Source organism: Ruegeria lacuscaerulensis, assembly GCF_013034685.1.
GTDB lineage: Bacteria > Pseudomonadota > Alphaproteobacteria > Rhodobacterales > Rhodobacteraceae > Ruegeria > Ruegeria lacuscaerulensis_B.
In genome coordinates, this window is sequence record NZ_WQGO01000005.1 from 65,216 (window position 1) to 79,360 (window position 14,145).

The 14,145-nt window shown below is 59.2% G+C and carries 11 protein-coding genes; 3 read left to right on the forward strand and 8 right to left on the reverse strand.

The window, feature by feature from the left end; genetic code table 11:
* Positions 1-5: 5 nt before the first annotated feature.
* A complete protein-coding gene (locus GOV80_RS13905) occupies positions 6-908 on the reverse strand; it encodes a CPBP family intramembrane glutamic endopeptidase (protein WP_170773123.1) in 903 nt (300 codons plus the stop codon).
* Positions 895-3,993 carry an ABC transporter transmembrane domain-containing protein gene (locus GOV80_RS13910; protein WP_170785602.1) on the reverse strand — a complete coding sequence of 1,033 codons (3,099 nt, stop codon included), beginning with the start codon at positions 3,991-3,993 and terminating at the stop codon, positions 895-897. Before GOV80_RS13910 ends, GOV80_RS13905 begins: the two co-directional genes overlap by 14 nt.
* A 244-nt stretch (positions 3,994-4,237) precedes the next feature.
* Between GOV80_RS13910 and GOV80_RS13915 the strand changes: the two genes are divergently transcribed.
* From GOV80_RS13915 to GOV80_RS13925, 3 genes are all read left to right on the forward strand, one after another.
* Positions 4,238-4,996, forward strand: coding sequence for a DUF6478 family protein (locus tag GOV80_RS13915; protein WP_170785604.1), 759 nt, complete (start codon positions 4,238-4,240; stop codon positions 4,994-4,996).
* Between the two features lie 10 nt (positions 4,997-5,006).
* The gene (locus GOV80_RS13920) at positions 5,007-5,366 is read left to right on the forward strand and encodes a hypothetical protein (RefSeq protein WP_170785606.1); all 360 of its coding nucleotides are present in this window, start codon (positions 5,007-5,009) and stop codon (positions 5,364-5,366) included.
* Between the two features lie 77 nt (positions 5,367-5,443).
* Positions 5,444-6,970: an MFS transporter gene (locus GOV80_RS13925; protein ID WP_170785608.1), complete on the forward strand. Its 1,527-nt coding sequence runs from the start codon at positions 5,444-5,446 to the stop codon at positions 6,968-6,970.
* Between the two features lie 39 nt (positions 6,971-7,009).
* Here GOV80_RS13925 and GOV80_RS13930 read toward each other — a convergent pair whose 3' ends face one another.
* The 6 genes from GOV80_RS13930 to GOV80_RS13955 form a co-directional block, all read right to left on the reverse strand.
* A complete protein-coding gene (locus GOV80_RS13930) occupies positions 7,010-8,350 on the reverse strand; it encodes a S41 family peptidase (protein ID WP_170773133.1) in 1,341 nt (446 codons plus the stop codon).
* Positions 8,351-8,356: 6 nt separating this feature from the next.
* On the reverse strand, positions 8,357-9,487 hold the full coding sequence (locus tag GOV80_RS13935) for a murein hydrolase activator EnvC family protein (RefSeq protein ID WP_170785610.1): 1,131 nt from the start codon (positions 9,485-9,487) through the stop codon (positions 8,357-8,359).
* A complete protein-coding gene (gene gpmI / locus GOV80_RS13940; protein WP_170785612.1) occupies positions 9,484-11,001 on the reverse strand; it encodes a 2,3-bisphosphoglycerate-independent phosphoglycerate mutase in 1,518 nt (505 codons plus the stop codon). The genes GOV80_RS13935 and gpmI overlap by 4 nt, the downstream gene beginning before the upstream one ends.
* Positions 11,002-11,090: 89 nt before the next feature.
* A complete protein-coding gene (locus tag GOV80_RS13945) occupies positions 11,091-12,764 on the reverse strand; it encodes a sulfatase-like hydrolase/transferase (protein ID WP_170785614.1) in 1,674 nt (557 codons plus the stop codon).
* 65 nt (positions 12,765-12,829) lie between these two features.
* On the reverse strand, positions 12,830-13,072 hold the full coding sequence (nqrM, locus tag GOV80_RS13950) for a (Na+)-NQR maturation NqrM (protein WP_170356551.1): 243 nt from the start codon (positions 13,070-13,072) through the stop codon (positions 12,830-12,832).
* A gap of 12 nt (positions 13,073-13,084) precedes the next feature.
* Entirely contained in the window at positions 13,085-14,110 is a 1,026-nt protein-coding gene (locus GOV80_RS13955) for an FAD:protein FMN transferase (protein ID WP_170785616.1), read from the reverse strand.
* Positions 14,111-14,145: the final 35 nt, after the last annotated feature.

Genomic DNA, 14,145 nt, shown 5'->3' on the forward strand with positions numbered 1-14,145 from the left:
TGCAATCAACGCCTGAGTGCCAGGCGCGCGGTCAGCCAACTGACGGTCATGATGGCGAAATCCACGTAAAGCCATTGCCGCAATATACCGGTATCGGACATGTCGTAAGGCAGGTGGAAAAGGGCAAGGCCGCTTAGGCTGTCGGGCAACGATATGAACAGCAACGCCACGGTATTGTTGAAGAAATGGAGTGCTATCGCAGGGCCCAACGTGCCTGAGCGCGCGGTGAGATCAGCCGCGAAAACGCCAAACATGATAGACCAAAGCGCAATCAGCCCGGCGTTCCCTTCGGCGGTACCGGGGGCGTAGTGGCCTATTCCGAACAGCAAAGATGGGACGAGTATCCACACCGCAGGCGACCGGAATCGCGCAGCGAGGGCTTGTTGCATATAGCCGCGAAACAAAAACTCTTCTGCGCTGGTTTGAATCAGAACTGCACCTAAAGACAGGGGCAGAAACAACAGCCATGTCGACAAGGCCAGATTCGGAACGAAAGCGGCCCCCATATCATATGGCGGCAACACCGTGATGACGACACCAAGCACCACCAATGCGCGCAAGACGACCCAGAACTGTGCAACACTTTGACCTAGTGGGCCCAAAACAGACGCGAGCGACCTTTGGTGAAGACGGCGGACCGCCAGTCGAACGCCCAATGTCACAAAGGCGAAACTGCTCAGCAGAACCAACATGGACAACGGTGAGGAACCGGACAAAAACGCCTCGGCCCATTCGTAGGACCCTATAGCTGAAATGACGATCAGAAGCGCCAGATTCAGGGCAATGACAACGGCTGCGACGATGCCCAACCCCGCCAACAGACGCCAAATCTCAGCGCGCGCCCGAGCCGGGGCCACAAGCTGTTCATGCGACCCGTAGCGGGGCGAGCTGATCTCAGGCACGTTCATTTACGCTCTCGGGCTGGCCGGGATCTTCCAGGAAGATGGTTGGGTCCTTGGTCTCGTTCACCCGGTTGGCCAGTGAGGTCAGATACCCGGCAACAGTTTCAAGCAACTGAACGGCAACACCCGCGTCGCTGTCGACCACGGCGCGGAACTCTTCGGCACCAATGCGCAGGAAGGAACACTCCTCCAGCGCCACAAGGTCCAACTGACGAGGGTCCCGAGTGATGATGGACAAATCCCCGATCAGACGGCCCGGTTCAATAACCGAAACCTGCCGCGAGGTGCCGCCCTCGATGGGCCATTCCAGGCTGGCTCGGCCCGAGATGCAAAGATAGGCCGCATCCGGTGCCTGACCGCATGAAAAGATGACCTGACCAGCCGTGGCATGGTACCATTGCGCCGAAAAAGCCAGCAGGCGCTGGTTGCGGCCATCCATGCCGGCGAACAGCTCGGTCGAGGATATGATCTTGAGCTTGCGGCTGAGATCCTCAGTCGTGTCCACCTCGTCCAGGGTTCGCGTCTTGGAGACGCCGTCGATACGGCCATCCTTGATCTCGACAAACAGGTCGTAAGCCTCGGGATGGGCAAAGTGATCTTCCATGAAGATCATGATCGAGTCGGGCAACAGCTCTCGCAGTTTCAACCGCGTCCGCAGTCGGCTTTCGGAATCGTGGCTGGCCAGCGCCTTGTCCAAGATTAAGACATCGGGCCGCTTGATTCCAGCGCGCGAAAAGGCGGCGCGCTCTTGAAACACCGTCGGCAGGTTGTTTCCGCCCAGCCCCGAGGGCAAGTCATAGATGATCGCCGCCGCACGACGGCGCAGACCGGCCTCGTTCAAGATATCGGCCACCACATCCTCGATCTCATCCGCATGCGCGCCCGCCATCAACGAGATACGGCCAAAGAGCGCATTCTCAATGACCGTCATACGCTCGATATAGGCGTCAGGCGTGACGGGGATGAACATGCCCTTCAGATGCGCGCGCAGACGGTCCGCCTGTCCGCTGCGGATGGCCAGAATTTTCTCCTTGTATTCGTCGGGGAAATCGGGACCAATCTGTTCCGCCGTCAACAGGAAAGGAACGGTCAACAGCAGCGCGCGTTCCTGATCGGTGATCCCGGCCTCACCCTTCAGCTTGCGCCGTTCCTCGATATCCAGCAGGCGGTAATACATGTCCTTGGTCATGCCCAACCGCAGGAATAGCGGGTGATCGGTGCCATCCCGTCCGAAAGTTCGGTTCAGTGTCTTCAGCACCGCGCTGGAGATCCCCATCGCGTCGTCATCCAAATCATGTGCCCGCAACATCGACATGAACCGCCGGTCGCCCGCCAGAATATCGGGCGAAATATCATGCGACGGCGCGGCGTAAAGCAGGTTGCCCCCCAATGGAACCGCCGGGTTGAACAGATCCGGGTCGAAGCGGTAGACATACCGGTCCAGCCCCTTTTCCTGTAACCGCTCGGCCACGCGGCCGCGCAGATCGACAATTTCACGCGCCAACGACGGGTGCTGCACCGGATCGAACTGAGACCGCAACGTCCGACGGAACATGAACTCGTCAATGCCCATGGATTCGACCAGCTGGAACCACCAGTCCCGGATGTCGTCGATATCCTCTAACCCGGCCAGCGCGGGATCGATCCACTCGTCCGACAGGGAATCCACCGGGTTTCCGGCGCGTTCCGCTTCGATCTGCCAACGTGTCGGCGCTTTTTTGGCCTCTTCTGCATGTTTCGGACGGGTGCGCAGGGGCATCAGCAGATTGTCCCCCAAGGTCCCGTCGAACAGATAGGGCCGCGAATAGGCATAGCCTATCCGGGCCGCGATCACCGCCTGATGCAACCCTTGCAGATCGTGCCCGCCAATGGTCACATCGCCTTGCACCGGAAGCAACTCGCGCGTGAGGACCTGTGCCAACGCACTGCGCTCGGCCGCGTTCGAGGATTGGATCGCAACCCGCGCGCCCTTGGGGATCGTCAGGTCAATATCTTCAAGGATCGTTTTGCCGTCATCGTCGCGGACTGTCACGTTGCGCAACTGAATTGCGCCCGTAAGGTGTGGAATCGTCTCTGGCTCGCCCACGAACAGGTTTTCTGGAATCATATTGTCCGGCGCAAACCGCTCGGTCACGATTTCCCAGCGCAGAGACATATCCTGCACCTGATTGTAATAGGTCAGCAAATCCTTCCACGGGCCGCTCAGATCCTTGTAGGCCCCCAGCGCCGCAACCAGCGCGCCCACCGTAACCTCTCCCTTGATCGCCAGATAGCCGCCAACCGAATAGAACAGGAACGGCGTCATCTGAGTGATCATATTGTTGAGAAATTTCATGAAGAATTTCTTGTTGTAGATCTTGAACCGGATCTCGAACAAGGTGCCCAACCGATGACTGAATAGCGCCAGACGATATCGCCAGCCCCCATTGGTGCGTAGATCACTGATGCCCGCGGCACTTTCGCCGATTTCCGAACTCAGATGACGCACCTCCTGGATGCGGTCCTTGTTCAGCAGGTTGATCTGCCGTTGCAGCTTGGGAATGATCCACGCTTGCAGCGGGATCAGCGCGATGCTGGCCAATCCGAACCAAACGCTTTGCATAAACAGAAAGGTGACGATGGTCATCATCTGCCCGAACTGGAACACCGGCTGGGCAATCGCATCGCCCATCAACCCGCCCATCGGCTCTGCCTCGGAGGTGATCATCGACACCAGCTCACCCTGGCTGGTGGTCTGGAAATAGGATTTTGGGAAGCGCATGGTACGGTGGATCAGTGTAAACCGCAGCCGACGCAGCATCCGTTCGGCCAGAACGCCCTTCATCGTGTTGATGCGCATCTTCATCAGCCCGCTGATGATCACCGTCAGCAAGAACGCGCAGCACAGAATCAAGAGATACTGGACCTGTGTGAACGAGATCCCCAGCACCGTCACCGTATCGCTGGGCGCACCGATGGCATCGTTGATGATCTGCTTGGGCAACTCCAACGAGGCGTAGAGAAACGGGAAGGACAGAACCGTCAGCACCAACAGCACAATCTGTTGTTTCTTCGAATACTTCCAAATGAACGAAAAAAGAGTGGGTTCCATACCCCGGCCTTGCCTCAAGTTTTGTGATACGCGCTTTTTCGGATGATCTACAGCAATCAGGTGCCGGACGGTACGCATTGGTCCACGCGATTGCAAGAACGGCCCTGCGGGTATCAGATCGCAACCCGCCTGCCCAGCCGAAACCCGGCTGTTCCGCCGGAATTAACGCGATATTTCCGGGTTTCGGCTTTAACCTAACCACCGTCATTGACTAAACAGTGGTCAACAAAAGATGACGGGGACCATGGGCAAATTTCTGGATCGCTATATTTTCCGCAAGGTGCAGGCCCGTTGGCGGCAGGCCGCACAGATGGCCGGGCACACACCCCCCGCCCAGTTGCGCCACCAGCGAGACGAAGCGCGCAAGCTGCGCGCCGATCTGGACCGGTTGATCCATGCGGCGGATGGCCGTTTGACGCGGCCCCTGATCGGATCAAACCAATTCGCCAAACCCCTTGGCACAGATTGGAGCTGGCGCCCCGACCTCTGGCGCGAACCGCTGTCGCGCAGCGGGCTGGCCTCGGCCCCGCGCAGAACACCGTTGGACGGTCAGACTACCTTGTTTCACGACTGCGCGCTGGCGGAAATCAGCCTGCGCCAGACGCGCAACCGGCGCGACAATGATCTGGCACCCTTTGGGCTCAGTCTCGAGGTGTTCGAATTCGCAGGCTCCTTTCTGTCCCTGTCCGTCGCGTTGCCCGCAGATGCCGCGCAGGGTCTGACCAAGCAGCACCTGATACGGGTCGATGCGCAGATCGAGGCGGAACGCGATACACACGGAATGGCCCGTTTGAACATCCAGCACGGCCCCAATACCGAACAGGTTCTCAGGGAGTTAGACCCAAACCGAACAGGCGGGGTCGATTTCGATTTGGCCCACCTCCCCTTGAACGAGCGGCGGATCGACAAGATCTGGCTAGATCTCATCTTTGACGCCCCGACGATGAACCGCATTTTTGTGCGCGAACTGACCTTCTGCCGCCACCATCGCGCCGATTTATGAGGCCCATATCATGACGCACCCCATCCTGACGCCGCTCAGACTGGAAAACGGAATCTGGCAAGGGCTGATCACATCCTCAGCCGAGCCGCACGTCTCAGTTCACTACCGGGATGAGGTGTTGGACGGCGTAACTCTGACCGCCTCGCCCGATGGCTGGGCGCTGGCTATTCCCGTCCCGAACTCGGCTCTGTCGGACGGGGTGCACAGCTTTGTCATCCTAGATCGGGACAGTTCGGAAAAACTGGGCGATTTCACCATCATTGCAGGGGTTCCTGCGGCGGACGATCTGCGGGCCGAGATTGACCTGCTGCGCGCGGAACTGGACCTTCTGAAACGCGCCTTTCGCCGGTCGCAACAGTCCGATACCTGACGCCTGCGACCCAAGCCCCTATCTTTCCAGCGTTTTCCGTGCATCATGAACCGATAGGCGATTGGTGGAGTATTGGTATGGACCGGACGAGTATTATCAAGGTCATCGCCCTGATGGTGACAGGGTTTGGCATCGGGATCGACTTTACCGGCGCCTTGATACTGGTCCCCGCGATCGAAAACAGCTTTGACGCGGACATCACCTCGACCCAATGGGTATTAAACATCTACGCCCTGTTCTTTGCCATGACCATGGTGGCCGGAGGCCGGATGGGGGACATGTTCGGCCACCGCAAAATGATGCTGATCGGGCTGTCGATCTTTCTGTTTTCTTCGGTCATGTGTTTTCTGTCCCCCTGCCTCGATTTCCTGATCCTCTCGCGCGCCTTGCAAGGTATCGGCGCAGGTTGTGTTTGGCCTTGCGCGCTGGCCTTTGGCGCCACCAAGATCGCCAAGCCTGAACAGCGGGCCTTGGTCATGGGAATGATCTTGGCGGGTGTCACCAGTGGCAATGTGTTTGGTCCCTTGATCAGCGGCGCAGCGGTCAGTTTCGGTGATTGGAGGCTGTTCTTCCTGGCCAATGTCATATTCTCGACCATCTCGATGATTACGGCACTGATCCTGATGGAGCGTGAAAAACAGCACAAACAGGGTGAGCATCTGGACATCGCCGGAATGGTTCTGTTGTCCTTGGCGGTCCTGCTGCTGCTTTACGGACTGGATGTGGGCGCGGATTGGGGTTGGGCCTCGCCGCCACTGCTGATGGTGTTCTTCGTCAGCGCCGTGCTGTTCCTGTCTTTCCCCATAATCGAAAAGCGTGTGAAAGAGCCGCTGCTGCTGCCCCAAATGATGCAGAACCGAGAGTTTCTGATCACGCTGGGTCTGAACATGTTCAACGTCTCAGCCGCCTTTGTCGGGCTGCTGTATTTCCCGCAATATATGCAGAAGGTTCTGGGCTGGTCGGTCTTTCATTCAGCGCTTGGGCTGGCCCCGCTGACTTTACTGTTGGCGATCGGGTCGATCGTTTCTGGGACGCTTTATAACGACTTCGGGCCGAAGCGGCTGTTGTTCTGGGGCTACCTGATTGCCACCGTAGGGGCGCTCAGCATCGTGGTGATGCCTGCAGGGCTGGGCTATTTCCAGATCCTGCCCGGCATGGCCATGATCGGGCTGGGCGCTACACTGACAGTGGGGCCATCGGGTACGGCTGCGGTCAGTGCGGTCAAACCCGAACGCGCCGGGCTTGTTGGCGGATTAAGCTTCATGACCCATCTCGTCTATGGTGCCATCTCAGTCGCGTTCGCCACCGCGATCATGTATGCCACCAGCCTCTCCAGCCTTGGCAAACAGCTTGCGGTGGATGGCATCAAAATGTCCGAAGCGGATCAAAGGGCCATCAACGGCGGCACGCTGACCACCGATTCCGCCAAAGCCGTGATGGCAAAACTGACCCCGGCAGAGACCGAACAGGTGAAAACCGCCATCGCATCGGCGTTCGACAGTGGCATGAACATGGCCTTTGTCTTCGCCGCAATCTCGGTCTCGGTCGGTATGATCCTTGCGACGATGCTGGATGAAGAGAAGCTGCGGAAGGTCGAAAGCTAAGTTCATAAGAAAAGGGCCGCCCTGGAGCGGCCCTTCGATTTACTGGGACGGGCCGTTGGGCCGGAAGGCCGACAGACCTTTGAGGATGTCGATGGCATAGGCCAATTGGTAATCCTCTTCCCGCAATTCGGCGGTTTCTTCAGCCTTGGCGCGGTCTTCCTCGATCTGACGGATCTCATCCTCGCTGAGGCTGTCATTGTTCAGGCTGCCACGCAGATCGGCCTCGGACCGGGTGCGGGGGTTGGTTTCCTCTTCCTCGGTATCCGCTGTACGACGCGGTTGTTCAACAATAATGTCCGGGCTGACCCCAAGCGCCTGGATCGAGCGTCCCGACGGCGTGTAATAGCGTGACGTCGTCAGACGCATCGCACCATCCCCGCGCAGCGGCATGACCGTCTGGACCGAGCCTTTGCCAAAGCTCTTTGTGCCCACGACAATCGCCCGGCGATGGTCTTGCAGCGCACCCGCCACGATTTCCGAGGCCGACGCTGAACCGCCATTGATCAGCACCACGATCGGCTTGCCTTCGGCCAGATCACCGGCGGTGGCGTTGAACCGCTCACCCTCGCCCGGATCGCGGCCACGGGTTGAAACGATTTCGCCCTCGTTCAGGAATGCGTCTGAAACCTTGATCGCCTGCGTCAGCAGACCACCGGGGTTGTTGCGCAGGTCCAGAACAACGCCGTTGACTTTGTCGATGCCGCCGATCTCTTCGATCTGCTCGTTCAGGCCCTCTTGCAGGTTGGGGAAGGTTTGGTCGTTGAACGTCGTCACACGCAGAACGACACTGGTACCTTCGGTCCGGGCGCGCACGGCAGTCAGCTTGATCGTGTCGCGGACAATGGTGATGTCAAAAGGCTCCTGCTCGCCCTCACGAACTACGGTGATCACGATTTCCGAGCCCACCGGCCCGCGCATCAGATCGACCGCCTTGTCCAGCGTCAGGCCCAGAATGCTTTCGCCATCCACATGGGTGATGAAATCGCCCGCTTCGATCCCGGCCTCATCCGCCGGAGTGTCGTCGATGGGTGAGACCACTTTGACATAGCCTTCTTCCTGCGTAACCTCGATCCCCAGCCCGCCAAACTCACCACGCGTCTGCACGCGCATCTGTTCCGCATCGCTGGGCGACAGGTAACTGGAATGGGGATCAAGCGAGGTCAGCATTCCGTCAATCGCGGCTTCGATCAGATCTTCGGGCTCAACCTCTTCGACATATTGCGAACGGATACGCTCGAAAATGTCCCCAAACAGGTCGAGCTGCTGATAGACGCTCGCCTTGTTCTCGGCCTCTTGCGCCAGCAAGGGGCCTGCAATCTGAGTGGTTGCGATAATGCCTGCCACGGTTCCGGCCAAACCGGCCATCACAAATTTCTTCATACTCGGTTATCCATCCTTGTCGGTCCGAAACCACGATTCCGGGTCCACGGGGCTGTTTTCTTGTCTTACCTCTATATAGAGCGTTTCTGAGCGGCCAGTTCCAGTGCCATCACTGCTTGTTGACAAAATAGCGCCGATTTCCGGCGTTTCACCTGGCATCAACCCAACTGGTGAGCCTTGCGGGATCACCTGACCCGTCTCTCCATACACCTCTTGCAAGCCGGAAAAGACGAACAAAAGACCCGGTTGCGGCTCCAATATCACCAGATTGCCCAAATCCAGCAGCGGCCCGCGATAGCGGATCGTCGCGGCCGTGGGCGATGTAACAATCGCGCGGGGCCGGGTGCCCATCACAATGCCGGGGCGGGTCACGCCTGCGGCATCGGTCTCGCCCGCGCGATGCAGGATGATCCCCTGCGTCGGCAGGTCGATCTGACCCTTGCGGTCGGATACATCGGCATTGGCGGCGGCAATCTCACCCTCGGAAATCTCGGACAGACCGCTTGCGAAGCCTTCCAAAGTCTCGGTCGAGGAAATCAAGATGGCGGTACGAATAGGGTCTTCGACAAAGCGGCGCGGCAGGTCTGTACGGTCGGCAATCGCGGCGCTTAGTTGGGTTCGGGCGGTTTGCACACCCACCAGACCTTCGGTCAGGGTTTCGGTCGCACTTTGCTGCAATTGGCGCAGTGTCTGAACCTCTCGCAGGTCACTGGCCAGCGCCTGAGCGCGGGCGTTCAGGCCCGGCGTGACCTCGGACAACATCATGCCCGCCCTCGCGGACCCCAACGGGCCCGACGGGTGCAGCATCAAAACCGGCGGCGCTGTGGTCTCGATCGTTTGCAACACACCCAACAGCTGCGCCACATCCTTTTCCCGTGCGTGCAATTCGGCGGTCAGCTGCGCCTCGCGCGTAGCGGCCTTGCGCAAGCCTTCGCGCATCGCCGTCAACCCGGCCTCATAAGCCTGCACCGTGGTGGTCAACGCCCGCACCCGATCCCGCGCGCTGTCGGCTTCGGTCAGCGCGATCGAGGCCGCCTCGAGCTGGCGCGCCGCGTTCAGCGCCGCAGTGGACGGGTCCGTCTGCGCGTAAAGCGGGGCTGCCAGAAGGGCTGCGAGCAGAACAGGAAGCGCCCTCATGACAGCAAGCTGCGCCCGGTCATTTCCTGAGGCTGCTCCAGTCCCATCAGGTCCAACAGTGTCGGTGCCAGATCCGACAGCCGCCCCTCGCGCAGCGTAGCGCCCTCGGGTCCGCCGACCAAAGCCACGGGCACCGGGTTCAGCGTATGCGCTGTATGCGGCCCACCGGTTTCAGGGTCGACCATCACCTCGCAGTTGCCGTGATCCGCCGTCACGATCATCGCGCCCCCTGCTTTGGTCAGCGCCGCAACAACTTGCGCCAAGCCCTGATCCACCGCCTCGCACGCCTTGATAGCTGCATGAAGATCACCGGTATGGCCGACCATATCGGGGTTGGCATAGTTGGTGACGATCAGGTCATAGCCCTCTTCAATCGCCTCAACGAATTTGGCCGTCACCTCGGCCGACGACATCTCGGGCTGCAAATCATAGGTCGCCACTTTTGGCGATTTGGGCATATAGCGGTCTTCGCCCGCCTCGGGGGTTTCCTTGCCACCGTTGAGGAAGAAGGTGACATGGGGGTATTTCTCGGTCTCGGCCAAACGGAACTGACGCAGACCTTGTTTGGCCACCCATTCACCGAGGGTGTTCACGATGTCTCGCTTGGGGAATACAGTGGTCATATAGGCGTTGTGGCCGTCTGAGTATTCCACCATTCCCAGCAAAGCCGACAGATGCGGACGCGGCCCGGTGTCGAAATCGGCAAAACCCGGCTCGCCAATCGCGCGCAGGATTTCGCGGGCGCGGTCGGCGCGGAAGTTCAGGCAGAAGAAGCCGTCGCCGTCCTTGATGCCCTCAAATCCGCTCAGCACCGTGGGCAGAATGAACTCATCGGTTTCGGATTGGTCATAGGCGTGTTCAACGGCTGCACGCGCAGAAGCCGCCGCACGGCCCTTAGCTTTGATCATGGCGTCATAGGCCTGACTGACCCTTTCCCATCGATTGTCGCGGTCCATGGCATAGTAGCGCCCGCTAACAGTGACGATCTGCGCGCCGTCAGGTAGTCGCTCTTCCAGTTCAGCAACAAAGGGCGCGGCTGATTTCGGGGCCACGTCCCGCCCATCCGTCACCGCGTGCAACGCCACCGATACACCCGCATCCGTGATCGCCTTGGCCGACGCCACGATGTGGTTCAGGTGACCATGCACGCCGCCATCCGAGACCAGACCCATCAGATGCGCCGTGCCGCCCGCCGCCTTCACCTTGGCGATGAAGGCCTGCAACGCCTGATTTTCGAAAAATGACTCATCCTCAATTGCCAGATCAATCTGCCCCAGATCCATCGCCACCACGCGGCCTGCGCCAATATTGGTATGGCCAACCTCAGAATTGCCCATCTGGCCGCTAGGAAGACCCACGTCAGGCCCGTGTGTGATCAGCTGGGCGTGCGGCCCCTGCGCCATGATCGCGTCAAATGTCGGGGTCTGCGCCAGATAGGGGGCGTTGGCCTTGGTCTCCGCGGACAGACCCCAACCATCAAGAATGCACAGGACGACAGGTTTGGGGGCGGTCATTCGGACTCTCCGGGATTGCTGCTCTTGCCTGACCTTTTACCCCTTGGCCGACGCCGGGTGAACCGCCTTTTGGCGCAGACGCGGTGAATTTAATCCTTGCCGACAATATCCCGATACGGGCGCGCTTTGCGGCCCCGGTATTTCACCGTCAACTCCAACGGCATGTCGTTTTCATCATAGATGCCAACAACAACCCCCCGGCCCCGGCTTTTGGTCCGCATCTCGATCAGTTGCGCCTCGGACCGCGTGGTGCGCTGAGATTGCCTGCGGGTCCACGTAAACAGATGCTCATACATCTGCGCGATGATGTCGGCGTGGTCGGCGCTATCGCCAAGATCGGTCAATTCCTGTGGATCGTTTTCCAGATCAAACAACAAAGGACGATGGCCACCCTCGCAATGGATCAGCTTCCACTTCTTGTCGGCGACCATGAACATCACCGCATCGCGGACCGAGGCATTAAGTTTCTCCGCTAGCGGCGAGGCCGAATAATCATATTCGCAAATCACCACATCCCGCGGAGTTTCCGCCTGTGTCCCATGCAGGATCGGCAACAGGGAATGCCCTTCGAGGATATGCGAGGCATCTGCGCCACCGGCCACATTCAGAAAGGTCGGGGCAAGATCGATGGCTTCCACCAACGCATCACAGGCCGTGCCGCGCGTGGCGTCAGCGGCGGACGATGGATCATAGATGATCAGCGGCACTTTGGTCGAAGCGTCGTGGAAGAATGTTTTCTCCCCCATCCAGTGATCGCCCAGAAAATCGCCGTGATCCGAAGTCAGCAGGATCATCGTGTCCTCCATCCGGCCGGTTTTTTCCATCCAGTCGAACAGGCGGCCCATCTGGTCATCCGCCTGTTTGATCAAACCCATATAGGCGGGGATCACCGCCTCGCGCACATCCTGCCGCGAGAATGTCTGGCCAATCTTTGTGTCCATGAAGGCGCGCAGTACGGGGTGCGCGTTGTCACGCTCGGCCTTCGACCGGTTGACCGGCAGCACGTCATCGGGGCCGTACATCGAGGCATAGGGCTCGGGCACGATGTAAGGCCAATGGGGCTTGATGAAGCTCAGATGGCAACACCAGGGGCCGTCATGAGTATCCATGAACTCGATCCCGCGCCCGGTCAGGTATGGGGTTTCGCTGTCTTCCTCGGCGATATTTGCGGGCTCGGTCGAATGCTTCAGGAACCAGCCGGACAAAACGTTGCCATCTGCATCAAGACCAGAATTGGCAAAATCGTGCCACGGGTTGTCACTCTCATACCCTTTGGCCGCGAGGTACTTGTTGTACTCTTTCGCGCCGTCCGGATCATAATAGCCATCCGGTCCCTCGGGCAGCATCCCGTCATCGCGTTCGAACACGTCAAAACCGCATTCGGCCACACGGGCCCCAATCAGGCTGTCAGGCTCCAGACCCAGTCGGGCCATCCCCTCGGCATCCGCGCGCATATGAGTTTTGCCGACCAGCCAGCACTCCATTCCGGCACTGCGCAGGTGATCGCCCATCGTCATCTCGCCGACCTTCAGTGGGATGCCGTTCCACGAGGCGCCGTGCGAATGCACATAGCGTCCGGTATAGGTCGACATGCGAGAGCTGCCGCAAATGGGTGATTGGATATAAGCCCTGTCAAATCGCACACCCCGCGCCGCCAAGCGGTCAATATTCGGCGTGTGAAGATGCGGATGGCCGTAGCAGCTCAGGTAATCCCAGCGCAGCTGGTCGAACATGATGAACAGGATGTTTTTGGCTTTTGCCACGGATGCGCCCCTTTGATCGTCCGGGGCTTAGGCTAACCAATTCGGCGTCAGCGGCGAAGCGGAATTTACACCTGCGCTTCGCGTTCCATCTGTTCCAGCATCTTCTTGGCGCGCTTGCACTGCAACTGATCACGCAGCGGGCTGTTCGGGTCGACATCTTTCTGACAGACCACGCATTTATCCGCACCCGAGATCGCGTTCAGACCGCCACAGCTGCCCTTGATGGTCTTGCCCATCAGCATCACGCCCAACGACATGCCCACCATCACAAGAGCCAGCAGTATGAAAGCCAGAATAAAGGTGCTCATGATCCGTATCCGTCAGTTGCTGCCCAAGGCGTCTTTGAACGCGCTGCTATGAACCGTGATATAGGCATCTTCGCCCCCTGTCACATCCCGCGAGATGAAATACACGGCAAGTTTATGCTTTTCGGCCAGTTCCAGCCCTTTTTCCTGCCCCAGCGCCAACATGGCCGTGGCCCAAGCATCGGCCATCATCGCGTTTTCCGCCAGCACCGTGACCGAGGTGGTCCGATGCGTGATCGGGCGGCCTGTCACCGGGTCGATAATATGCGAATAGCGCACGCCGTCCTGTTCGAAGAAGTTCTTGTAATCGCCCGAGGTCGCCATCCCCAGATCGTCAAGCTGAACGATCAACTGAATGGCCTGCACGCCGGTTTCAGGTTTTTCGATCCCGATCCGCCAGGCCTCGTTCTTGTCATTCTGACCCATAGTGACCAGATCGCCGCCGATCTCGACCATGTAATTCTCGATCCCGGCGTCGCGCAGCGTTTCGGCCACTGCATCAATGCCATAGCCTTTGGCGATGGCCGACAAGTTGATGCCTACACCCGCTTCTGATTTGGCCAACGTCCCGGCCTCGCGGTCCAGCGTCAACAGGCGGGACTGACCGACGCTGTCCAGCGCGGCCTGAATTTCGGCATCCGATGGCACAGGATCTTCGGGTTTGCGCGGGCCAAAGCCCCACAGCTCAATCAGCGGGCCAAGGGTGACGTCAAACGTGCCGCCCGTTTTCTCGTGCACGTCATTTGCCGCATCAATCACCAACGCAAATTCGTCAGATACTGCCACGGCATCGGTGCTGTCCGACGCAGAAAAGGTGGACACCTCGGAATTCGGATCCCAGTTGGACATCTTGGCGTTGACCTCGGCCAGCGTCTGATCGACTGCACCTGCCAGCGCCTCTTCGTCAAGGTCCACGCCGATGGCGGTGATGTTGAAGGTCGTCCCCATGGTTTCGCCAGACAGGCGCACGACCTCTGGTTCTTTGTCGAACAAACAGCCAGACACCAGCGCGGCAACAGCCAAAACGGGGACAAGACGCATCACAGCACCCTCTTAGGAAAACGTGCCCGGCATAT